The 23,808-nt window shown below is 55.7% G+C and carries 18 protein-coding genes and 1 tRNA gene; 8 read left to right on the forward strand and 11 right to left on the reverse strand.

The annotated features are described in order from the left end of the window. Positions 1-3: 3 nt before the first annotated feature. From BM346_RS14990 to BM346_RS15005, 4 genes are all read left to right on the forward strand, one after another. Positions 4-2,856: a site-specific DNA-methyltransferase gene (locus BM346_RS14990; RefSeq protein WP_092014876.1), complete on the forward strand. Its 2,853-nt coding sequence runs from the start codon at positions 4-6 to the stop codon at positions 2,854-2,856. Positions 2,857-2,860: 4 nt separating this feature from the next. Continuing rightward, a complete protein-coding gene (gene dsr1, locus BM346_RS14995) occupies positions 2,861-6,640 on the forward strand; it encodes an anti-phage defense-associated sirtuin Dsr1 (protein WP_092014879.1) in 3,780 nt (1,259 codons plus the stop codon). A 5-nt stretch (positions 6,641-6,645) separates the two neighbouring features. Further along, the gene (locus tag BM346_RS15000; RefSeq protein WP_092015087.1) at positions 6,646-8,718 is read left to right on the forward strand and encodes a 3'-5' exonuclease; all 2,073 of its coding nucleotides are present in this window, start codon (positions 6,646-6,648) and stop codon (positions 8,716-8,718) included. Between the two features lie 69 nt (positions 8,719-8,787). Further along, positions 8,788-9,186, forward strand: a complete 399-nt coding sequence (locus BM346_RS15005; protein WP_092014882.1) for a hypothetical protein — start codon at positions 8,788-8,790, stop codon at positions 9,184-9,186. A 64-nt stretch (positions 9,187-9,250) separates the two neighbouring features. Here BM346_RS15005 and BM346_RS15010 read toward each other — a convergent pair whose 3' ends face one another. The 6 genes from BM346_RS15010 to BM346_RS15035 form a co-directional block, all read right to left on the reverse strand. Continuing rightward, on the reverse strand, positions 9,251-10,399 hold the full coding sequence (locus BM346_RS15010; protein WP_174805177.1) for a hypothetical protein: 1,149 nt from the start codon (positions 10,397-10,399) through the stop codon (positions 9,251-9,253). Positions 10,400-10,416: 17 nt separating this feature from the next. Then, the gene (locus BM346_RS15015; protein WP_092014884.1) at positions 10,417-10,698 is read right to left on the reverse strand and encodes a hypothetical protein; all 282 of its coding nucleotides are present in this window, start codon (positions 10,696-10,698) and stop codon (positions 10,417-10,419) included. A 42-nt stretch (positions 10,699-10,740) separates the two neighbouring features. Next, positions 10,741-12,012 (reverse strand): hypothetical protein, encoded by a 1,272-nt coding sequence (locus BM346_RS15020; protein WP_092014886.1) that lies wholly within the window; start codon positions 12,010-12,012, stop codon positions 10,741-10,743. Between the two features lie 286 nt (positions 12,013-12,298). Beyond that, positions 12,299-12,514, reverse strand: a complete 216-nt coding sequence (locus BM346_RS15025; protein WP_092014889.1) for a hypothetical protein — start codon at positions 12,512-12,514, stop codon at positions 12,299-12,301. Positions 12,515-12,529: 15 nt separating this feature from the next. Next, positions 12,530-12,787, reverse strand: coding sequence for a hypothetical protein (locus tag BM346_RS15030; protein WP_092014891.1), 258 nt, complete (start codon positions 12,785-12,787; stop codon positions 12,530-12,532). Positions 12,788-13,081: 294 nt separating this feature from the next. After that, positions 13,082-13,158: transfer RNA gene (locus BM346_RS15035), tRNA-Arg, on the reverse strand. A gap of 97 nt (positions 13,159-13,255) precedes the next feature. Here BM346_RS15035 and BM346_RS15040 point away from each other — a divergent pair. After that, positions 13,256-13,978: a TIGR04283 family arsenosugar biosynthesis glycosyltransferase gene (locus tag BM346_RS15040; RefSeq protein ID WP_092014893.1), complete on the forward strand. Its 723-nt coding sequence runs from the start codon at positions 13,256-13,258 to the stop codon at positions 13,976-13,978. Then, entirely contained in the window at positions 13,975-14,616 is a 642-nt protein-coding gene (locus BM346_RS15045) for a TIGR04282 family arsenosugar biosynthesis glycosyltransferase (protein ID WP_092014896.1), read from the forward strand. The genes BM346_RS15040 and BM346_RS15045 overlap by 4 nt, the downstream gene beginning before the upstream one ends. On the opposite strand, the gene BM346_RS15050 is transcribed toward BM346_RS15045, so the two are convergent. Both BM346_RS15050 and BM346_RS15055 read right to left on the reverse strand, forming a co-directional pair. Continuing rightward, positions 14,595-17,441 carry an insulinase family protein gene (locus BM346_RS15050; protein WP_092014899.1) on the reverse strand — a complete coding sequence of 949 codons (2,847 nt, stop codon included), beginning with the start codon at positions 17,439-17,441 and terminating at the stop codon, positions 14,595-14,597. The genes BM346_RS15045 and BM346_RS15050 overlap by 22 nt on opposite strands. A gap of 54 nt (positions 17,442-17,495) precedes the next feature. Next, positions 17,496-17,792 (reverse strand): hypothetical protein, encoded by a 297-nt coding sequence (locus tag BM346_RS15055; protein ID WP_092014902.1) that lies wholly within the window; start codon positions 17,790-17,792, stop codon positions 17,496-17,498. Positions 17,793-18,010: 218 nt separating this feature from the next. Between BM346_RS15055 and BM346_RS15060 the strand changes: the two genes are divergently transcribed. Next, on the forward strand, positions 18,011-19,993 hold the full coding sequence (locus BM346_RS15060) for an SDR family oxidoreductase (RefSeq protein WP_092014905.1): 1,983 nt from the start codon (positions 18,011-18,013) through the stop codon (positions 19,991-19,993). Between the two features lie 19 nt (positions 19,994-20,012). Here the strand turns inward: BM346_RS15060 and rnt are convergent, their stop codons facing one another. Next, positions 20,013-20,657, reverse strand: a complete 645-nt coding sequence (gene rnt / locus BM346_RS15065) for a ribonuclease T (RefSeq protein ID WP_092015090.1) — start codon at positions 20,655-20,657, stop codon at positions 20,013-20,015. A 76-nt stretch (positions 20,658-20,733) separates the two neighbouring features. Then, entirely contained in the window at positions 20,734-21,768 is a 1,035-nt protein-coding gene (pyrC, locus tag BM346_RS15070; protein ID WP_092014908.1) for a dihydroorotase, read from the reverse strand. Positions 21,769-21,918: 150 nt separating this feature from the next. On the opposite strand from pyrC, the gene BM346_RS15075 reads away from it, so the two are divergent. Continuing rightward, the gene (locus tag BM346_RS15075; RefSeq protein WP_227662988.1) at positions 21,919-22,863 is read left to right on the forward strand and encodes a flagellar protein MotY; all 945 of its coding nucleotides are present in this window, start codon (positions 21,919-21,921) and stop codon (positions 22,861-22,863) included. 8 nt (positions 22,864-22,871) lie between these two features. Here BM346_RS15075 and BM346_RS15080 read toward each other — a convergent pair whose 3' ends face one another. Continuing rightward, the gene (locus tag BM346_RS15080; protein WP_092014914.1) at positions 22,872-23,801 is read right to left on the reverse strand and encodes a histone deacetylase family protein; all 930 of its coding nucleotides are present in this window, start codon (positions 23,799-23,801) and stop codon (positions 22,872-22,874) included. Positions 23,802-23,808 lie beyond the last annotated feature (7 nt).

Genomic DNA, 23,808 nt, shown 5'->3' on the forward strand with positions numbered 1-23,808 from the left:
TTAATGGCTCGTAAGAAACAAACCAATACGCCCAGATCGATAGAAGCTCTTACCCATGAAGAGGCGTCGCGTAAAAATATCCCTACTGCTGAATATCAGTCGGTAATGAAAAAAGATGACCAGGCACCGGTAAAAGTCAGTTACTCCAGGGCCGGCGAAGGGTTGGTGGACGAGAAAGAAAGCCGAAATCGCGATCTGGACCCACAGCTCGTTTGGCGCGGAAAAGACCAGCAGGACTGGTCTGACTTAGTAGTGCATGCACCACCACTCTACATCCAGGAAAAGGTGCATCCGAAAGTGCTTATCGACGACCTCCGTCGTCGCACAGAGGCGGCTGAAAAGGCAGAAGAAGATGAGCAAGCCGGTTCGATGGAGGACCTGTTCGCAGACTTCAATGGTTTGCCTGATGACGGTGCTAAAACCGAGTTCTACCAACATGACGCTCACTGGACGAATCGAATGATTCTCGGTGATTCATTGCAGGTGATGGCTAGCCTTGCCGAGCGTGAAGGGCTTCGCGGTAAAGTTCAATGTGTCTACCTTGATCCTCCCTACGGAATTAAATTTAACTCAAATTTTCAATGGAGTACTTCAGATCGAGGCAATAGTAATGATGCTCTGAACAAAATCACTCGTGAGCCTGAGCAGGTAAAGGCTTTTCGCGACACTTGGCGAGATGGGATTCATAGCTATTTAACGTATCTCCGTGATCGTCTTACAGTGGCGCGTGACCTTTTGACAGACTCCGGCTCGATTATTGTTCAGATTGGGGATGAGAACTTACATCGTGTCAGGGCTTTAATGGATGAGGTCTTTGGTGAAACTAACTTTATATCAATAATAACCTTTAAAAAGACCCATTACTTGGAGTCTGATAATATATCCAATATTGCGGATTATTTGATAATTTTTGCAAAAGATATAAAGCGTAATAAGCACAGAAAGGCGTATCGTAAATCAAGTCTTTTTGAGGTGGATTATTCAAAGTACACAAAAGCATTTACACCAACGGGTATCGAAAAGATTCCGAAGGAGTGGCGAGAGGATCCTGCTCTTTTTCCTGAGCGCTGGCGTCCATTTAGAAGCGATATAACTTTAACGCAAGATGGCGATTCCGGGAATTCACAAGTGCCTTGGACTGTTTGTGGCAGAACTTATTTTCCTGGGCTAGGGAGACATTGGCGTACTCACGAAGCTGGCCGAGAAAGGCTCTATAAAGCTGGTCGAGTAAACCCAAGTGTTTCACGACCTTTCTATATTGAAGGCTTCGATGACTCTCCTTCAACTGCATCATCGAATATTTGGACGGAGAATTTAGCGGGCGCGCAGGGAAAAGTATATGTTGTCCAGACCAATGAGCGGGTGGTCGAAAAATGTATATTAATGGCAACAGATCCTGGTGATTTAGTTCTTGATCCGACGTGCGGATCTGGCACCACTTCATATGTGGCTGAGCAGTGGGGTAGACGTTGGATCACTATTGATACCTCAAGGGTGGCTTTAGCTTTAGCACGTGCGCGAATAATGGGTGCGCGATACCCGTACTACTTATTGAGTGATAGCTATGAGGGTCAATTAAAGGAAGCGGAGATCACTCGCAAACCGCCCTCTCGTCACGTAACTAGAGGCCATATAAAGCATGGTTTTGTGTATGAGCGAGTTCCGCACATTACGCTTAAAGATATAGCCAAGAACGCTGAGATTGATGTAATTTGGGATGAATTTCAAGAATCATTGGAATCACTACAAAATTCCTTGAACAGCGCCCTCGGCAATAACTGGCAAGAGTGGGAGGTTCCTCGTGAGGCGAATGAGAATTGGCCAGAGCCAGTGAAGGAGTTGCATGCCAATTGGTGGGCAAAGCAAACTACACGTCAGAAAGAGATTGATGCTTCCATCGCGGCTAAGGCCGATCACCAGTACCTCTACGACAAGCCTTATGAGGACAAAAGGAAAGTCCGTGTTGCCGGCCCCTTTACCGTGGAGAGCCTTTCACCACATCGGGTATTGGGTGTGGACGAAAACGATGAACTGATCGATCCTGCAGCCAATGAAACACAAGGTACATATGGTGAAGAGAGGGATTTCGCCCAAGTTATCTTGGAAAACCTGAAGTCCGCCGGTGTTCAGCAGGCTCACAAAGACGGCAAGATTGACTTCACCTCACTCACTCCGTGGCCAGGTGAACTGGTGTGTGCAGAGGGCCGATACTTTGAGGGTGGAGAAGAGGGGGGCGACGAAAAGCGTGCTGCCATCTTTGTGGGCCCCGAATTCGGAACCGTCTCCCGCCCAGACCTTGTCGCTGCCGCACGTGAAGCAGGCGATGCAGACTTCGATGTCCTGATTGCCTGTGCCTTTAACTACGATGCACATTCGAGCGAGTTCGACAAACTTGGCCGAATCCCGGTGCTAAAAGCGCGAATGAACGCTGACCTGCACATGGCTGATAACCTCAAGAATACCGGCAAAGGCAACCTGTTTGTTATCTTTGGCGAGCCGGATATCGATATTCTGGATGCCGACGATGACAAAATTCAGGTCAAGGTGAATGGTGTGGATGTGTTCAAGCCCCAAACAGGCGAAGTGGTTAGCGATTCAGCTGACGGCATTGCATGCTGGTTTATAGATACTGACTACAACGAAGAGTCGTTCTTCGTGCGCCAGGCCTATTTCCTCGGCGCCAACGACCCATACAAATCGCTGAAGACCACCCTCAAGGCAGAGATCAATGAAGAAGCTTGGGAAACTCTGAATAGTGATACTTCCAGGCCGTTTAGCAAGCCAAGTTCCGGAAGAATTGCGGTCAAGGTGATTAACCATCTTGGTGATGAAGTAATGAAAGTGTTCAGGGTTTAGCCTAGTGCAATTTGTCAGGAACGGACCAGATATCCCCGAGCGTCTGTTACAGGCTCATGAGGATGGTCGCGTTGTTTTCTTTTGCGGAGCCGGGATTTCTTATCCTGCTGGGCTTCCGGGTTTCGACGGGCTGGTAAAAAGGTTGTATGAAGATCTCCAGCCGTTGCCGAATGCAGTGCAGAAGGCTGCGATTAAAGCCAAGCATTTCGATACCGCAGTTGGATTATTGGAAGCTGATATTGTCGGAGGTCGTGAGAAAGTTCGCAAAGCGTTGGCAGACATTTTGACACCTAGAGCCGGTATTTCTCAGAAGGCGATTGCCACTCATGAATCACTATTGATGTTGGCTAGGAGTCGTGACGGCCAAACGCGACTGGTAACTACCAACTTTGATCGTCTCTTCGAAGATATTATCTCCACTAAAGCTCTGGCAATTGAGAGATTCCAGGCTCCGTTGTTGCCTGTGCCGAAGAATCGCTGGAATGGGCTTGTTTATCTCCATGGTTTGTTGACTCTTAAGCCTACGGCCAGTGAACTCGATCGCCTGGTTATAGCCAGTGGCGACTTTGGTTTGGCTTACCTTATCGAGCGCTGGGCAGCTAGGTTTGTTAGTGAACTTTTTCGAAACTACACCGTGTGCTTCGTCGGCTATAGTCTTGATGATCCGGTGCTACGTTACATGATGGATGCACTTGCTGCGGATAGGCTATTGGGCGAATCGCCGCCTGAGATGTTCGCTTTCGGTAGTTTCTCGAAAGGTACGGAAGAGGATCGAGCAAACGAGTGGCGAGCCAAAAACGTCACGCCCATTCTTTACCGCCAACATAATCGCCATTCCTATCTGCATAAGACTTTGCGTGCCTGGGCCGAGACCTACCGCGACGGGGTGAGTGGTAAGGAGCGCATTGTTGTGGAATGCGCCATGGCTCGCCCCTTAGCTAGCACCGAACAGGATGATTTTGTTGGACGCTTGTTGTGGGCTTTGAGCGATCCACGCGGTTTACCTGCGAAACGTTTTGCCGAACTGAACCCAGTGCCAGCATTGGACTGGCTTCAACCTTTGAGCGACACACGTTATCGACATGTCGATCTGCCTCGATTCGGAATCTCTCCAAATCATCTCGTCGATGAGGGTATCTCGTTTAGCCTCACACAGAGACCCTCGCCCTATTCCCTAGCCCCTTTGATGACCGTTGTCGATGGTGGCAGTCGCAGCAGCCGTTGGGATGAAGTGATGCACCAGATTGCCCGTTGGATGATCCGCCATCTTGATGATCCGGCCCTGCTGTTATGGCTCGTGAGACGAGGCGGTCAATTACATGAAAATCTGGTTATGCAGATCGAAAGGCGCCTGGATGAATTGGCTAAGCTGGAACTCGAAAGTGATACAGCTGAAATCAGGCAGATTCGCGATGATTCGCCAAGAGCAGTTCCTGGTCCATTAATGCGAACTCTCTGGCGCTTCCTGCTTACCGGTCGAGTCAAATCTCGGATGCACGAATTCGACCTTTATCGATGGTGTGATCGTTTCAAGCGTGACGGGCTTACAACTACCTTACGTCTGGAATTACGGCAGATGTTAATGCCCTGTGTTTCGCTGAGAGAGCCCTTCCGGCTGCTCTCTGAAGAGGATGGCGGAGAACCTGAAAGTCTTCGGGAGCTTGTAGAGTGGGAAATTGCACTGGCCACCAATTATCCCCATACGATATTTAGCGAACTGGATAAGAATGATTGTTGGAGATGGGCTCTACCAGGGTTGCTCGCAGATTTTAGCGGCCTTTTGCTTGATGTGCTTGACCTTAAAAGTGAGCTAGGTGGCGCACATGCTAGGAGTGACCTTTCGTATATACAACAGCCCTCAATCAGTGAGCATGAACAGAACAGTGACATGCACGACTGGACGGTCATAATCAAACTCTGTCGTGATTCATGGCTGGCTAAAGCGGAACAATCGCATGAGAGTGCGCGTCTAGCCGCAGAGCGATGGTGGGAGGCCGGTTATCCGCTGTTCCGGCGCCTTGCATTCTTCGCAGCGACACAGGAAGGCATCATACCCCATTGTCGGGCTCTTGATTGGCTGCTGGCCGACGAACGATGGTGGTTATGGTCCGAGGAAACGGAACGTGAAGCGATGCGTTTGATGGTCGCGATTGCTCCGCAACTGAGTAACGAGAAGCTCCGACAGCTTGAAGATGCCATCCTTGAAGGTCCTCCTCGCAATATGTTCAGGGATGACATTGGTCCCGAGCGTTGGCAGGAGATAGTGGACAGGGATACGTGGTTGCGTCTTGCCAAGATAACTGCGACTGGGGTGACTTTGACCACCCAAAGTAATGATCGTTTGGCGGAACTGACCGCCCGGTATCCCAACTGGCATATCGCAGGAGACGAGAGAGACGAATTTCCTTACTGGATGGGGGATGGCGATGAATTTCGCAAATTTGTGGCCACACCTCGCCGTCGTCGAGATCTGGCTCATTGGCTAAAGAAGCATCCGATTAAAGGCCACTGGCAGGACGATGATTGGCAAAAGCGCTGCCGCAACAATTTCGCTACGACTGCTTGTGCCTTGTATGATCTATCGGAACAAAGAATCTGGCCTTTAGGGCGATGGCGCGAGGCTCTTCAGGCTTGGTCCGAAGAAACTTTGTCGAATCGTTCCTGGCGTTATATCGGGCCAGTTCTACAAAGTGCTCCAGAAGAAATAATTCAGGAGCTTGCCCGGAGCATCAGTTGGTGGCTGAAGTCAGTTGCGAATAACTTCGAAGGTCACGAACCCCAGTTTTTTTTGCTAGTCAATCGTATCCTTACTTTGGATCATAAGGATGGCGTTGACACTGACGAGCCCGTCATGAGGGCCATCAATCATCCGATTGGGCATGTGACGGACGCGCTATTGGTTTGGTGGTATCGCCACACATTGGAAGACGGGCAGGGATTAACGCCAGAACTAAAGGCCATCTTCACAAGATTATGTGACACTGAGGTCGAAAAGTTTCGTTATAGTCGTGTATTACTTGCCCGCCATGTCATTGTTCTGTTCCGTGTAGATAAGGACTGGTCCCTAAAACACTTTTTACCGCTATTTGACTGGCAGCACTCCGAAGTCGAAGCACATGCCGTTTGGCAAGGCTTTTTGGGATCTCCCAGGCTTTACCGTCCCTTATTGGAGGTTCTCAAGCCCCACTTTCTGGAGACAGCTGCTCATTATGACGCTCTAGGTGACTACGGGCGGCAATACGCCTCAATGCTTACATTTGCGGCTTTGGATCCAGCAGATACTTTTACGACGAATGAGTTGGCAAGAGCCACTTGTTCGCTACCTCTTGAAGGCCTGGAGGAATCCGCTCAAGCATTAGTAAACGCTTTGGACGGGGCGGGGGAACAGCGTATTGATTATTGGGCAAATAGAATTAAACCCTATCTGCGCAAGATTTGGCCGAATACCCGCGAAAATGTCTCTCCCACTATTGCTGAAAGGTTTGGCCGGTTGTGTGTTGCCGCCGACGAAGCATTCCCTGAAGCGCTAGAGTTGCTTCGAGCTTGGCTACAGCCGCCACTGCATCCTGACTTTCTTATTCGACGTTTTCATCAGGCCAATCTTTCCGAACGATTCCCTGAGCCAGCCTTGGAATTTTTGAGTCGGGTTATAAGTAACCAGACGCAGTGGATTCCTGCGGATCTCCGGCGCTGTTTAGAGGCCATCTGTATAGCCGCGCCTGAACTAGAGAACGATGTTCGCTATCAGAGTCTGATGGTTAGCATACGTCAAAGAGGGCGATGATAACGATGAACTTTCGTATTGCAGATACTTTCACAGCTAGCCTGGCCAAACTGACCGGCGATGAGCAAAAGCGAGTCAAAACCACGGCCTTCGATTTGCAGATGGATCCTGTCAGTCCGGGCATGAGTTTTCATAAGATTGATAGGGCGAAGGATGCAAATTTCTGGTCTGTTCGGGTAAGTCGAGATATCCGTCTGATCGTCCACAAAACCAAGTCGAGCCTTCTGCTTTGCTATGTGGATCATCATGACAAGGCCTACCACTGGGCGGAACGCAGAAAGCTGGAGACCCACCCCAGAACTGGTGCCGCTCAACTTGTCGAGATTCGCGAAACGGTCCAGGAAATTAAAGTCCCCGTGGTTGTGGAAGGGGAGGTGTCCGCTCCAGAAAAACCGCCAGCTCTTAGCGGAATTTCAGAAGAAACGCTTCTAGCCTATGGTGTACCAGAGGAATGGCTGGCGGATGTGCTGCAAGCAAACGAGGACAGTTTGCTTAAGTTGACCGACCATCTGCCAAGCGAAGCGGCCGAAGCATTGTTGGAGCTCGCTACTGGAGGAAAACCGGCACTTCCCGCATCTTCGGACACTAGTGTCGATCCATTCGAACACCCTGACGCGCAGCGGCGTTTCCGGATAATGACCGATGCGGACGAGCTTGCGCGAGCGTTGGACTATCCCTGGGACAAATGGACCGTATTCTTACATCCGGCTCAGCGTCAGTTGGTGGAGAAAGATTACGCTGGCCCTGCTCGTGTGACCGGATCTGCCGGCACCGGAAAAACAATCGTAGCGTTGCATCGTGCCGTTCACTTGGCAAAAGAGAACCCGGATTCACGCATACTGCTCACAACCTTCTCGGAGACCCTGGCGAATGCGCTCGCCGGCAAGTTGCGCTGTTTGATCTCCGGGGAGCCTCGTTTAGCGGAACGTCTGGATGTGGAGTCGATCAGTTCTGTCGGTGAGAGACTGTATAAGGTTCATGTTGGTGAGGCCAAGTTGGTTTCCCGAAAGGACATCCAGGACTTCTTGAGCGAGGCGAGCGCTGATATTGAAGATTTTCGCTTTAGCTCCAGGTTTCTTTTAGGAGAGTGGAGCGATGTGGTAGACGCATGGCAGCTGGAAAGCTGGGAGGACTACCGCGACGTTAAACGGCTTGGGCGCAAAACCCGTTTACCTGAAGCTCAGAGAGTTCGACTTTGGCAAGTCTTCGCCGCTGTCAAAACGAGGCTGGCGCAAGAAGGCTTGCAGACGCAGGCGGAAATGTTCAGCAAACTTGCCAAAGTAATGGCGGAACGAAACCATCCGCCCTATGAATTCTGCGTTGTAGATGAGGCGCAGGACATCAGTGTGGCTCAGTTGCGGTTTCTCGCTGCTCTGGGTGGAGACCGAGCCAATAGCCTGTTCTTTGCCGGGGATCTGGGGCAAAGGATTTTCCAGACTCCTTTCTCTTGGAAGTCATTGGGTGTCGACATTCGCGGCCGATCCCAAACTCTTCGGATCAACTATCGAACTTCGCATCAAATCCGGATGCAAGCAGATCTCTTGCTTGGCCCAGAGGTTACAGACGTAGATGGAAACGTGGATGACCGCCGCGGGACCATTTCTGTCTTCAACGGACCTCAACCGGATGTTCGTATTCTTGATGATGAGCAGGAGGAAGCGGAGGAGGTTGGTCATTGGCTCAATGAGCTTAGTAAGGAAGGCATGGCTCCTCACGAGATTGGTATATTTGTTCGATCGTCCGCCCAGCTCGAAAGAGCAAAATGGGCTGCCGAGCGATGTGGCTTGCCGTTTAAGCTCCTAGATGAACAAATGGAGACAACAACAGGCAAAATGGTCATCAGTACCATGCATCTCGCAAAAGGCCTGGAATTCAGAGCAGTGGTTGTAATGGCTTGCGACGATGAGGTGATCCCCTTGCAGGAGCGTATTGAAAACGTTTCTGACAATGCGGACCTAGAAGAGGTTTACGAGACCGAGCGACATTTATTGTACGTGGCGTGTACCCGGGCACGCGATCATCTGCTGGTTACGAGTGTTGATCCCGCGTCTGAGTTTCTGGACGACCTGATTGGGTAGGGTTTTGCCCTGCGAATGAAGAGGTTATAGAGCGAACTAACCATTAGAAAATAAAATTAAAGGGTGCTTATGAAACAAAGAATCACGAAAGATCAAATTGATGCTGCAAAACAAAGGACTAAGTATGGCGGTATTGAAAAAGTCCATGAGCATGATGATTGCGTAAGAATCGCATATGAATGGCTTGATGCTCAGAAGAAAAATAAGAGATCGTCGTCAAAAGGGCACATGGTTAAACATCTAATCGAAGATTGGGCCGGACGGTACGTTTCGACTGCTGATGTTATGGTCGCGGCAGAGTTGCACCCTGATATTCATGGCGAATATCCAGGGTTCAATCTCAGCGCTAATCTGACCGAGCCGTCTGAGCAGCGTTTGATGTTCATTGAAGAGGCCTATCAGCATAAGGATAAAAGAGGTTCTCACGACCCCAGAAAATACAAAAACCGCGAGATGCCGGTACGGTAATAAATGCAAAAGCATGAGAGTGGCTCGGTTCAGAGCCACTCCCGGTCGACGGTTGAAACGTCGATTATTGGACTCGCTCGACAACCACCGAGCGATAGCTACGCAATGCCCTCACGCCGTTTTCTGTGACCACGTTGATCAGGAATTCGCCAGACTCAAGCAGCTCGGCGGCTTCCCGGAGGGTTGCAGTATATACTTTATTCTCAGCCCGGTTTGTCGTGTTTCCGGTTGTCGGTGATGACTTTTTCCGGTTCAGCACATACCGTCCGGAACGGTCGTGCTTGGCAGTGAAAAGGGTAGGTTCACCTTTCACCTTGCCGGTGGCATAGATCCGTTTGACCTCTCCATGGCTCGCCGTTGCGAACTCATCATTCGCTACAGCTACGCGTGCCGCTGGCATTTTCAAGGCACCTTGTGCCTTTTGGAGTTTCTTGCCGGTTGAGACGCTCTGCTTGCCGGAGAGCAAGGCTATTTGTGCAAGGAGTCCTTCGCGAGCAGCGTCGAGTTTGTCCGCGTTGGTCCTGTCCGAAAGTTGGTCCCGCTCTTTACGCTGGCAAAAGTAAGCAATCCGCTCCGCATTTGCCCCGGAAGCATGAGGTAGCCCGGAAAGTACGCGCTTTCGTTCGACAACCCCTTCACTGGCAAGTTTCTCGAATACCGCATCAACACCCTGGCCGAGAGGAATAAAAATGCAGTCCTCGGGTAATGACTTGATTTCTGCCACAAGGCCGTCCTGGATCTGATCCCAAAGATAGCGGTTTGAAATCATGGCCCCGCCGCCGGAAAAATTCTGACCTTGGTCGAGTACCGGATTCCGCAACGCGGATGTGAAATGCACCAGGTCTTGGCGGGTTTGGAAGAGATCCCCGCAACTATCAATACCCAGCCAATGCTGCAGACTAATAAAATCCATCATTTCAGCCAGGTTGCGCCTCATGGCTCCAGCAAAGCTGGCGGAGTGTTTGGCGTGTCTGAGCACTTCTGTGTCAGATAGACCCTGCTCAATCCCCTCTTTAGCCGCTTTAATAGCAACAGTGGCTTGCTGGATGCCCGGAGTGATCCCACAAATGACCACCTTGGCGGATTCATTGACGAACTCGAACGGGGCGTAGTAGGTCGTGTAACGTCCATTGTCGGATAGAAGCAGTTCCTTCGGGAGGTCCTCTCCGTTGATTTCAACTTGTGCCAGAGAATTGAGGTTGGTGTGTTCCATGGCGTTTTGCTCCAGTCTTAGTGTTGTTGTTTGTATTTATGACCAACCGTAATGACGCGGCCGCTCTCGCCCATTACCGCAAACGGAGGGGCATCATTTGTTAGTGCCCGCAGGAGTTGCTTCAGGGATTTGATAAGCGCTTTTCGTTCCCTGCGGTCGAGTTCAATCAATGAAGTTCCGCCTTTTTGCTCATCCATTTCGCCGCATTCCAACAGCACATCGAGCACGACGTCTGAGATAGCTCGCTGGGCAGCGCGTTTGCGTCCATGTTCAGTAAGTTCGTAGCTGACGTTTGTCATGTTAAAGCCTCTCCCTGAGCGTTGTAGGGGCAAACTCCGGGGCTACTGAGCCACCAAGAGATTCAGTATCTCGTTGAATGAGTCACTGTCTTTGACTTTGATCTTGTTGATGCCTGCGCGGCCAAGCTCCGGAAATTTTGCCAGGCCACTGTGGCGAGTAGTCGGCTCATCAGAACCTACAGCCGGATAGTGTTTGACGATCGAGGTGTTTGGCACGGCGATCTCATCCGGAACCCAAAGAAATTGAGTTTTCCCTTCATGCTGGTGAGCGAACGCAACCCCTCCAATGACCCGGTAGCCGTCAATTTTTGCATTGGGCTTGCGCTGGGCAGGGTGCTTCTCAATGGAAGGGTGGTTTGTCAGAACTTCCCTCAGAGTCTCTTTATCTGCGACTACGCCAGAAGGGGCTTTTGGCGGTGACTTGCGAGCCATTTGCTCCGCGAGTTGGCCTACCATGTGTCGGCGTCTGGCTTCTGATGCCCAGAAGTCCAGGCTTTCGAACAGCCAGCATGGGTCGATCATTAAAGCAATGCCCAAGGTTTCGGCGTTCTCGGGGGTTACCCATTGGAGGTTGTCAGGGTCAAACACCTTGGTTTTCAAGAAGGCTTCGAAGCCCGGCCGATGTTCTGGTGGCAGGATCGAGTACACCTCGCTGGTTTTATCCAGCTGTCTCAGAGCTTGGTGATGGATGGTTTCAGCCAATTCCCGAGCAGAAGGTGAAGGGGCTTCTGGTTTCAAAACGAAGGGAGGCAGCCATTTGAATTCACGGTACTTGCCTTTGTGAAGCAGCCAGCGCTGCACATCGGCTTTACGGGCTACTCCTGGACGCTCTTGCGGGAGCTTGTCCTCACCCTCGGCGAAGGCTGCCAGGCGCACCGTTTCGACAGCCAGTCCGCTCAAAAGGGCGATCTGCTCTCTGGTGAGAGTGTCGTCATCTTCGCCGTACTCAAAGGCCATCACCGCCTCGTGGAGATCCAGAAGTAACCCGAGGGTCTCTTGGCGTTCCGCGAAGGTTGAATCGATAACAGTGTCACCGGCGTTGAACTCTACCAAGGCCCTTAGTGAATCCTGATCCGCCTGATCGTCCGCTCCTTGGCGACGTTCGACAGCAAACTCGAAACAGCGGTGAAGCAATAGTTCAATGTCGAAATGTTGCCGGGTACCACCGGAGAGGTCTTGGGATTGATAGTTCTCAAGGTCCAGCGCGAGCGCTGTGCGATCCTGGCCAAGGAACAGGTTGATGACATCACTGATCTCGTTGTTGATAAAGTCTTGAGCAATTTTCTGAACTTTTTCGCGACTCAGGTTTACCATGTCGTGCCCTCGGCAAAGAGTAAAAAATGTTGCTGGCAGCCATAAACACTTTTAACTCTACTGGCGGATTGGTGTTTGTGCAAGAAAAAAGTTAATTGGCTGCCAAATATATTTTTGGCTGGACTAGTGGGTAGGTTGGCTTGGCCATAAGTTCGGTGCAGTGGTAAGGCGTTTCGGAGGGTCTATTTGATGTAAGTCTTGGAGGGTAGGTGCCGTAGAGCTTTCTGGATTGTGCGAATTAGGGCCCATCACCCCATCTTAGGAGTTGGAGGATGGGCCACTTCTCTCAGTGTACGGTTCTGCCCGCACCAACTTGGAGATGTTGGCTGGAAGAGTAGTCAACGGTCGCGTAGAACTTATTTGGCTCCTCAGAATTCTGGAACAGATCGAGTGTAATCCAGTCATCTCCCCGTCGCATCTGGACGGTGAGATTGATCTCCTCACAATTGAATTCCTTGGTAAGCGTCGCTACCAGGTTCTGAGTCTTTTTCATGAAATCCATGTTGAATCCCTCCGCTCAGAACCAGACGTTCTTTTTGATAGTGCCCAGCTGGTCCGCCGCACTGGCGGTCGCTGGAGTCAGCTGTGACAGAGAGCTGTCACCGGTAGTGCCATCGCTGTAGTTCTGGAGATTGTCGCCGATCACGAGGCGGGTGCCGTCCGTGCACGACACCCGCACTTCGGCTTTGCTCAGCTCGAAGTTGTCGAGCGTCTCCGCCAGAGCGTTGGCCTGTTTGAGCAGGTCGGTAATCTGGTCAATCAAGTGTTTCATCATTTGGGAATATCCTCTGCTTGCTTCTTGAATTGGTCACGTCATTCGAGACCTATTTCGACGTTACCCCATTTCGTCGTTCTAGCAAGCAAATAGATTTTGGCAGGATCGTGTGCTTGAATATCAGGCAAAACAGAGAGATATCGCCCCCATTGAAAAACGGCGATCGCCAAGTCATAAAATTTATGTGGCTGGGGGTGAAAGGTTTTGGCTAAAAATTGATCGTTTTGGGGTTGAGGGGTAGGTTGGTGGGTTAGCTGTGTTTTGAGCTGTAACTATATGATTTTAATGCTGTGGTGGTACCCCCGGCAGGACTCGAACCTGCTACCTTCCCCTTAGGAGGGGGACGCTCTATCCAGATGAGCTACGGGGGCCTTTCGTGTAGAAGGGCGGTATAATAACGGGCTGTTGCCTGTCACTCAAGGTGGGCGGCCATTTCATGTTGATTCAATTGATCCGCCGGAGCGCTTTGTGCATTTGTCGCCCGCCATCAGTATTGTCATCCCGGTTCTCAATGAAGCCTCCACCATTGCTCAGACCCTGGCCGGGCTATCGACTCTGCGGGCGCAGGGAGTGGAGGTGATCGTGGTGGATGGCGGCAGTGAGGATGATACGGCGGCCCTGGCGGGGCCGCTGTGCGATCGGGTAACCATCTCCGAACCCGGCCGTGCCCGCCAGATGAACGCCGGAGCCGCGCTGGCCCGTGGGGATATCCTGCTGTTTCTTCACGCCGATACCCGCTTGCCCCACGAAGCAGGAGAAGCCCTTGATCGCTTTGTCTCAAGCGATCGCCAGTGGGGACGCTTCGACGTTCGGCTGAGCGGTCGCAGGGCTATCTTCCGGGTCATTGAAACCCTGATGAGCCTGCGTTCACGGCTGACCGGCATCGCCACCGGCGACCAGGCCATCTTCGTGCGACGGTCATTATTTGAGAATATGGGGGGCTTCCCGGAAATCCCGCTGATGGAGGACGTGGAACTCTGCGGGAGGCTCAGACGGGTATCCAGGCCCTTCTGTATCCAATATCCGGTGGTAACCGACAGCCGGCGCTGGGAGCGGCACGGCCCCTGGCGGACCATCGGGCTGATGTGGCGCCTGCGCTGGCAATACTGGCGTGGTGCCGATCCCCGGGAGCTCGTCAAGGCCTATCGCTCCGATGTCCGGGGAACAGGCAACCTGAAGGAAAGACCATGACCGACCCTGTCCAGCTGATCCAGTTTGCCAAGTGGCCAGAGCCGGGCAGGGTGAAGACCCGCCTGGAGCCATTGCTGGGTCGGGAGGGGGCCCTGGAGGCCCACATCCGACTGACCCTGGCCGTATTGGGCAATCTGGCGGCATCCGGCCATCCGGTCAGTTTTTACTGGGACCGCGCGGTTGCCAGTCCGCCCTCTCATGCGCAAACGATTATCGAACGCCTGGCCGCCCTTGGCGCCCGGCAGGCGACGCAGAGTGGTGCCGATCTCGGCGAGCGGATGACGAAGGCCCTGGAGGAAGGCCTCGGCCGGGCATCACATGCGATGATTATTGGCAGTGACTGCCCCGCTGTTGAGACTGGTTACATCGAGCAGGCCCGGGTGGCACTGGCCCAGGCGGACGTGGTGTTCGGCCCTTCCGATGACGGGGGGTATGTTCTTATCGGGGCGCGCACCACGCATCCGGATATGCTGGCGGGCGTCGCCTGGGGAACGCCCCTGGCGCTCGAACAGAGTATTGCGGCTGTAAAGCAATGCGGGCTCAGGGTTGCAACCCTGAGCCCGCGCTGGGACGTGGATGAGCCGGAGGACTGGACCCGTTTCCTGGAAATCGCCGGTCAGTCGCCCACAGCGGGTTGACGGCGTAACCCATCAATAATCTCTGATGAGGTTTCCTTGTCCGCTCCGGTTACTACCAGCAGGCTGTTGGTGTGATCCAGCAGGGCGGCATCAAAGGCGGAAAGCAGGTCCGCACGAGTGACCTGGCGCAGGGCTTCGGCCAGCTTCTGCCGCGAGTCAAACTCAAAGGCCTGCTGATCAATTTCCCGCCAATAGCGTTCCGATACCTCTGACAGCCGCCTCTCCTTCTCCAGGACCTGACTGATTACCGCCTGCTGCTCCCGCTGCAGATCTTTATCACTGAACTCTTCAATCTGCGGGCGAAAGCCTTTGGCAAACTCGTTGACGGCCGCATCAATGGCCTCGGCATCCGCCTTCGGAGACTGCACGATCAGGCCGATGGCCGGTGTCTCCAGCATCTCGAACGGTGAGGCGTGGACCACATAGCCCAACTGCCGTGTAGTGCGGATGTCCTCGTAGAATGGGCCGCTGACGATCTGGGTCAGCAGTCGGTAGGTTGCCCGGTCGTCGAATCCGGTACCCGGACCCTGGCTGTAGCGGAGGTAACCGGTGTCAGGGTGGTCCACGTTCAGGGTGACCCGGGTTTCGCCTTGGGGTACATCCCTTACCTGGCTACGGGGCACAGCGATGGGGATGGACCCGTAAAGCAGCACGGCCTGGGCCTGCCTGGCGGTATTCAGGGCCAGCGCAGGAGTGGCATTACCATGCACCAGCATGACCGCCTCCGCCTCGCGGGCGAAGCCCCGGGCAAAGTCCTGCAGATCCACCAGAGTGACGCTCTCCAGGGCCTCGAGCCTTTCCCGTATGGTCCAGGACCCTTCAATCAGTGCATTCTGCACCAGGGATGAGGCCTGGGCCACGGGGCGATCCCGGAGACTGTTACGCAGGCTGTCCGCCAGTTGCCGACGGGCAATGCGGAATCGCTGTTCGGTGATTACCGGGTCCGCCAGGGTGGCCATGATCCGGTTCAGTAATACCGGAAGACGGTCATGATAACCACCAGCGCGCAGCGTCAGGCCCCGCAGGTGTGGATAGACCCGATAATCCAGCCCTGCCACCATGGCGGGGTAGGCCCAGGGATTCAGCTGCTCGGACACCGCATCGCTCAGCAGCTGGGTCAGTACCTGGCCCCTGGCGGAGCCATGGGTGGCCGGTGTGCGCAGGCTCAGATAGATGTTGGCTTCGGGACGCTCGAAGCGGGTGTCACGGGCGTACCAGACGGTCAGGTTGTCGAATTCCGCCAGGCGTTCGGGCTTTTCCATCGAGTCGCCGGCCACCATTGCAAGGTCTTCCGGAATAAACGGGTTGGGTTCCGGCAATGCCAGTTGCTCCGCCAGCTCACGGGTTGTGGCGTTGCCGTCGGAGACCTCGATCTGCGTGCTGAAAAGGTATGGGGTGTCGTACCAGCGGGTTTCGCTGGCGCTTTCCGGCAAATCCTCGGGACTCTGCACGGCGATCAGCACGTTGTCCGGAGTGAGGCGCTGAAGCAGCTGGCGGTATTGGTCCGGCACATAGTCAGCCATCATCCAGGGGGCCTGCAGCACGTCCTTGGGGGCAACTTCCTGCATCTGCATCGACAGTCGCATCACGTGGTGCAGAGGGTCAGGGCGTTGCTGATAGCGGAAGTCGATCTCCGCCAGCTGCTCCTGCTCCTCGAACCGGAAGCGTTCGATGCCGCGTTCCCGGATCAGGTCTATATAGTCGAAGGCCAGCGCGACGATCTCTTCCTCATGTTTGAGGCCTTCCCCGGTCAGTTCCATGGAGATCTCCAGGGTGGCATCGGTACCGTCGTCGGTGCCGCCGCCGGCGGACAGGCTCTCGACCCAGCCCCGATTCTTCAGCAGGTCAAACAGGCTGCCCGGACCTTCATGGCCCAGCAATCCGGCCACATAGTGGAGCGGCTTGTTGCGATAGTTGTCCTGTTGCGAGGGGATCGGGAAGATCAGGTGCAAGCGGCGGATATCCCGCAGGGTTTCCGCCTGAACACGGGCCGGCAGGGTTCCGGGTGCGAACAGCGGCTCGGGGTGTTCCATCACCGACAGTTCGCGGTTCTCGATGGCACTGAAGCGGGGCCGGACCATGGCCTCCAGCTCATCAAGGGACTGCGGGCCGTAGACCACCAGGGTCATCAGGTCGGCGGAATACTCCTGTTTCCAGAATTCGATCAGGTCTTCCCGAAGGGGACGGTCTTCGGTGTTCTCCAGGGTGCTGAGGTTGCCCACGGAAAACTGGCTGAACGCATGCTCCGGGTTGCTCACGGCCTTGCGCACGGAGTAGAAGCGGCGACCGTCGTCCTTGAGGGAGGCGCTGAACTCGGAATGGACGGCGTTGCGCTCCCGGTCCACCAGTTCGGGGGTGAACAGGGGCGCGGAAAACTGCTGGGCGAAACGGTCGAGAGCCGGCTCCAGGTACCCTGGCCGGATATCGAAGAAATAATTGGTGTCCTGGAAGGCGGTAAAGGCGTTATGGCTGCCGCCGTGGCTGCGAATGAACTGCTGGTATTCTCCCGGGTCCGGATATTTTTCGGTGCCCAGGAACAGCAGATGCTCCAGGAAGTGGGCCATGCCCTCCCGATTCCCCGGATCATTACCGCTGCCCACTGCCACATTGAGAGAGGCAGCTGCCTTATCGGCGTCAGGATCCGACACCAGCAAGGCCTCCAGACCGTTGTCCAGGCTGATGTAGCGGTAGGCATTGTCGTCGGCCGGGCTCTTGATGGGCTGCTGTGTCGCCTGCTCCGCCTGCAGCCACAAGGGAACCAGAAACAGAGTGAGTAACGCAAGGGTGCGGGCGGCGCTGATTCGGTACGGGGATGTCAGCCTCATTCAGAAGTCCTTTGCTGGTTGATCGGAGTCACCGGGAAGTGGCGCGGGTCAGGGTCAGTGCATGCTGGCCTGGCGAATGGTTTTCGGGTTCTGGTCCAGGGTGATTCGGGCAAGTTTGGCGGCTTCGTTGCCGTCCAGGTGGCCTGATGCGATGCGCTCGAGAACCGAGGCCATGACGGCCATTGCCTGGCGTTGCTCCGCAAACTCCGCCTGAAAGGCTTCATCGATGGCGCCATACACGGCCTGGATTTTCTCTTCCCGGCTGCCGCTGTCACTGGCGGTGTCGTTGATGGCCCGGAGGCAGGCCCGGGCAATGGAAATGTAACGGTCGGTATTGTCCTGGTTGGACATGTAGGGTCTCCTTGGTGGATGACGGTCCCGGAAGGAAGATCGGTGGAACAGATCTCTGGGACCGGAATTATGGCATCAGGTTCCCGCCATTGCATGCCAACTGTCATTACTGGCAGCCTTGAGAAAGATTGTTCAAACCACGTTTCGCAGAGGGCGCCTATGGCATAAAGTAATGTGTGGAAAGTAACCATAAAAACAACCCATAGGGCAGGACGACTATGAATTATTTTCTGACAGGTGGAACCGGTTTCATCGGACGGTTTCTGGTGGAAAAACTGCTTGAACGGGGCGGCGAGGTTCACCTGCTGGTGCGCAAGGAATCCCTCGACAAGCTCGAGACTCTCAGGGAACGCTGGGGGCCGGGGTCAGAGCGGGTGCACGCGGTCATCGGGGATCTGGCGAGCCCCGCTCTGGGCCTGGACGATGACACCCGCAACGCCCTGGCGGGCAAGGTGGATCATTTCTTCCATCTGGCCGCGGTCTACGACATGGCTTCGGACGAAGACACCCAGCAACAGGCGAATGTTGACGGCACCCGCCATGCTCTGGAAGCGGCCAGGGTTCTGAAAGCCGGCTGCTTTCACCATGTCTCCTCCATTGCCGCGGCCGGCATGTACAAGGGCACTTTCCGGGAAGACATGTTCGAGGAAGCCCAGAATCTCGAGCACCCCTATCTGAGAAGCAAGCACGAGTCCGAGGGAATTGTCCGGGAGGAGAGCGAGGTCCCCGTCCGTATCTACCGGCCGGGGATGGTGGTGGGCCACTCCCGCACCGGCGAGATGGACAAGGTGGATGGTCCCTATTATTTCTTCAAGATGATCCAGAAAGTCCGCCACGCGCTGCCCGAGTGGGTACCCACGATCGGCCTGGAGGGCGGGCGTCTGAACATCGTGCCGGTGGACTTCGTGGCTGCGGCGCTGGACCACATTGCCCATCTTGAAGGCGAGGACGGCAAGTGCTTTCACCTGGTGGACCCGGATCCGGAAAAAGTCGGGGAGATTCTCAACATTTTCTGCGAGGCGGGCCACGCCCCCAGGATGGCAATGCGGGTGGACTCACGGATGTTCGGCTTCATACCGCCATTTATCCGCCAGTCACTGAAAAATCTGCCGCCGGTAAAGCGCCTGAGTTCAGCAGTGCTGGATGATCTCGGGATTCCCGCGTCGGTGCTGTCCTTCATCAATTATCCCACCCGCTTCGACAATCGTGAGGCGGAGAGGGCGCTGAAGGGCAGTGGGATCGAAGTGCCCCGGCTGCGGGATTATGCGCCGGTGTTGTGGGATTACTGGGAGCGACACATGGACCCGGACCTGTTCCGTGATCGCAGCCTGCGGGGCGCGGTTGAAGGCAAGGTCTGTGTCATTACCGGCGCCACTTCCGGTATTGGCCTGGCCACTGCCGAGAAACTGGCGGATGCCGGCGCCATCCTGGTGATCGGTGCCCGCAAGCCTGAGCGGCTGAAAGAAGTGGCGGAAAAACTGCGGGCCAAGGGGGCGGAGGTGCATCCCTATCAGTGTGATTTCTCCGAGATGGAGGCCTGCGACAAGTTCGTGGCCGAGGTTCTGGAAGCCCACGGCGCCGTCGATGTGCTGATCAATAATGCCGGCCGCTCCATCCGTCGCTCCCTGGCGCTTTCCTTCGACCGCTTCCACGATTTCGAGCGCACCATGCAGCTGAACTATTTTGGCTCGGTCCGGCTGATCATGGGCTTTGCCCCGGTCATGCTCAAGCGGAAGACCGGCCACGTGGTGAACATTTCCTCCATCGGCGTGCTCACCAACGCCCCCCGGTTTTCGGCCTACGTGGCGTCCAAGTCCGCGCTGGATTCCTTCAGTCGCTGCGCTGCGGCGGAGTGGTCCGATCGCAATGTCACCTTCACCACCATCAATATGCCACTGGTGAAGACGCCGATGATTGCGCCCACGCGGATCTACGACTCGGTGCCCACGCTTACTCCGGACGAGGCAGCGGATATGGTGGCGGAGGCAATCATTCACCGGCCCAAGCGTATTGCCACGCGGCTCGGTGTCTTTGCCCAGGTGACCCATGCCGTTGCGCCCAAGCTTGGTGAAATCGTAATGAACACCGGTTACCGGATGTTCCCGGATTCACCATCGGCGGGGGGAGCGAGGGCTGCCCGGACCCAGGCAACCTCGGAGCAGATCGCGTTTGCCGCGCTGATGCGGGGCATTCACTGGTAGGCAAGGCCTGCCGGCGGCACTACTCAGTCGCCGGCTCGTCAACCCGGCCAGGATCAGCTGCCGGCAGCGGAAAACCACCAAGGGCCTTCCAGCGGTTGACCATGCCGCAAAAAAGGTCGGCAGTTTTTTCCGCATCGTAGGCGGCGGAATGTGCCTCACGATTGCTGAACTCGATTCCGGCGCGCTTGCAGGCTTCTGCCAGCACGGTATGGCCGTAGACCAGGCCCGCCAGCGTCGCCGTATCGAAGGTCGAGAAGGGGTGGAACGGGTTGCGCTTGATGTCGGCCCGCTCGGCAGCGGCAAACACGAAATTGTGGTCGAACGTCGCATTGTGTCCCACCAGCACCGCTCGCTTGCAGTCGTGAGCCTTGACAGCTTTGCGGATGGGGTGGAACACTTCCCTCAGGGCCTCATCCTCGCTTACGGCCTCCCGACCCTCCGCCCAGGGGTCGATACCGGTGAAATCCAGGGCCGCCTTTTCCAGGTTGGCGCCTTCGAACGGGGCGACATGCCTCGAGATGGTTTCACCCCGTTTCAGCCAGCCCTCGTCGTCCATGGTGATGAGGACCGCGGCCACCTCCAGGAGGGCATCCGTACGCGGATTGAACCCCCCGGTCTCTACATCAACCACCACCGGCAGGAAACCCCGGAACCGGCGGGACATGGGGTGGGGGGCCTTTATCGCTTCAATCACAGTCTCTCCAGCATGATCAGGTGAACTCGGAAAACGGGAACCCGTATCAGACCAGGCGCCAGCGCAGGGTCTCACCGGCCCGCAGGGGCACAATGGTGCCATCGGCCAGGGGAAGGGTGTCCGGAAGCACCCAGGGTTCCTTTTTCAGGGTGATGGTGTCCGTGTTCCTCGGCAGGCCGTAGAAATCCGGGCCGTTGAAGCTGGCGAAGGCTTCGAGCTTGTCCAGTACACCCAGGTCCTCAAAAATCTCGGCGTAGAACTCAATGGCGCTGAAGGCGGAGTAGCAGCCCGCGCAGCCACAGGCCGTTTCCTTCTTGTCCTGGGCGTGGGGGGCGGAGTCGGTGCCCAGGAAAAAGCGCCGGTCACCGCTGGCCACAGCGTCCTGAAGCGCCTGCTGGTGGGTGTTGCGCTTGAGTACCGGCAGGCAGTAAAGGTGCGGCCGGATACCGCCTACCAGCAGATGATTGCGGTTGTACATCAGGTGCTGGGGCGTGATGGTAGCCCCAAGGCGGTCCTGATCGTGGCTGCGGACGAAGTCAGCTGCGTCCCGGGTGGTGATATGTTCCATTACCACTTTCAGGCTGGTATGACGCTCTATGACCGGCGCCAGTATGGAATCGATAAACTGTTTCTCCCGGTCGAAGATGTCCACGTCGCTGTGAGTGACCTCGCCGTGAACCAGCAGCAGCATGCCGCAATCCGCCATGGCAGCCAGGACTTCCTCGATTTCGCTGATATCCCTCACTCCGGAGGCGGAGTTGGTGGTAGCCCCGGCCGGGTAGAGTTTGGCGGCGCCAATACCCGCGCGGAACGCCTCCCGGATATCGCCCGGTGTGGTGGTTCCGGTGAGATAGAGGGTCATCAGCGGCTCGAAGCCGGTGTATTCGCCCCGGGCTGCCAGGATCCGCTCACGGTAGGCCAGGGCCATGTCTGCTGTAGTCACCGGTGGCGCAAGATTGGGCATGATGATGGCGCGGCCGAACTGACGGGCGGTGGCCGGCACCACACTTTCCAGTACCGCACCATCCCTTACGTGAAGATGCCAGTCATCCGGTCGGGTGAGGGTCAGCTGCTCAGTCATGGCGGTATGGAGGCTCCGGTTAGGTCAAGGGTCGTGTCCTGGAAATCGGCGCCGAGTATATCAGAACCCGATGGCTAAAGAATCCGCGCCTGCTGCCGATAGCACTTACAGATGCACTCACGTTATCGAATCGGATAACCGGAACCGGGTATGGCACGCAACACATTATCAACGCACCGTTCACCACGCCGGAGCCTTGTCAAAGGCTGCATGCTGCTGGCGCTGAGCACCTGGGTCTGGAACGGGCAGGGGCAGGCCAGCACCTTTGGCGCGGGCCTGGAGAACAGCGACTGGTACCTGTCGGCCTCAGTGTTTGACTGTACCCTGACCCATCAGGTACCGGGCTATGGCCGGGCGGTATTCACCCATCGCGCGGGGGAAAGCCTGTCATTCTACCTCGAGTCCGATGTCGTGCTGATGCGGCCCGGTCGTGGCCTGCTCATGGTGGAGGCTCCGTCCTGGCGCCCGGGTGAGCCCACCCGCAGGGTCGGCTACGTGGACATCAGTGATGCCCGAAAATCCGTGCAGGTTGGTGAGAGGGAGGCCATGGAAATGGTTCAGGGGCTGCTCTCAGGCATGGCACCCACGCTGACCCGTCAGGCACGCTACGCGGATGGGCCGGTCAGGGTCCGGCTGTCCAACATCAACTTCCGTTCCGAATACGAGGGTTACCGCAGTTGTGTGACGGGGCTGCTGCCGGTGAACTACGACCAGATCCAGCGTTCCCGTATCCCCTTCGCGTCCGGCAGCACCTCTCTGTCAGACCGTGACCGCGAGCTGCTCGACAGGATCGTGACCTATGTGCAGGCAGACTCGGAAGTGGGGCGGGTCTTCGTGGACGGTCATTCCGATGGCATTGGCAGCCGGATTCAGAACCGCGCCCTGTCTGAGGAAAGGGCACAGGTGGTGGCGGACTACCTGATCTCGGCAGGCTTGCCGGAAGACAAGATCATTGTTCGCTCTCACGCCGACCAGTATCCGGTCTCCCGTAATCCTGCGGATAACCGGAGAACCACCATTCGCCTGGAGCGGGAGGGAGAGCGTCCGACGCTTCAGCGGGCAGGCAATGCCCGTGGCCCGGGAACCAGCGGCTGAGCGGGCTTTTAACGGCCCGCTTTCACCAGTTCACCCACATGGGCCGCCACGCTTTCCGCCAGGGCGTTGAGATGGTAGCCCCCCTCCAGGGTCGAGATGATGCGGTCATTGGCATACTCCCGGGCGACACCGGTGAGCATTTCCGTCAGCCAGCGATAGTCCTCTGTCTCCAGGTTCATTTCAGCCATGGGGTCCATTCTGTGGCCGTCGAAACCCGCCGATATCAGGATCAGCTGGGGCTGGAATTCCTCCAGCCGCTTCATCCAGCCGGCTTCCACCAGCTTGCGGTACTCCGGTCCCTGGCATCCGGCGGGAACCGGAACGTTGACGATGTTTTCCGGTAACCGGTAGACGTGGGAGTGAGGATAGAAAGGGTGCTGGAAGCTGGAGCACATCAGGATGCGCTCGTCCCCCTGCACGATATCCACCGTGCCATTGCCCTGATGGACGTCGAAATCGATGATGGCGACCCGTTTCAGCTGGTGGAAGGTGAGCGCCCTCATGGCCGCCAGAGCGACATTGTTGTAGAAACAGAAGCCCATGGACTTCGCCCGCTCGGCGTGATGCCCCGGGGGCCGCGCGCAGACAAAGGCGTTGGTGACCTGGCTGCTCAGTACCATGTCCACCGCTTCTATGTTGGCGCCCGCTGCCAGCCTCGCGGCCCGTAAGGTATCCGGCATCAGCGCGGTGTCTGGGTCGGTAAATACCCGGCCCTTAGTGGGTTGCATCAGATCCAGCTGGTGCAGGTACTTTTCCGGGTGCACCAGTTGTAGCTGGTCGCGGGTTGCCTCATCGGGACGTACCCAGTCCAGCTCCTGGTCGAGCCCGGTGTCCTCAAGATAACTGATGATACGGCTGAGGCGCTCCGGACATTCCGGATGTTCCGCACCCATGTTGTGCTTGGCACAGTCGTCGTGGGAGAAAAACGCGGTAGTCATGGTCGCT

The organism is Marinobacter daqiaonensis (genome assembly GCF_900115285.1).
In the GTDB taxonomy this organism is placed as follows: Bacteria; Pseudomonadota; Gammaproteobacteria; order Pseudomonadales; family Oleiphilaceae; genus Marinobacter; species Marinobacter daqiaonensis.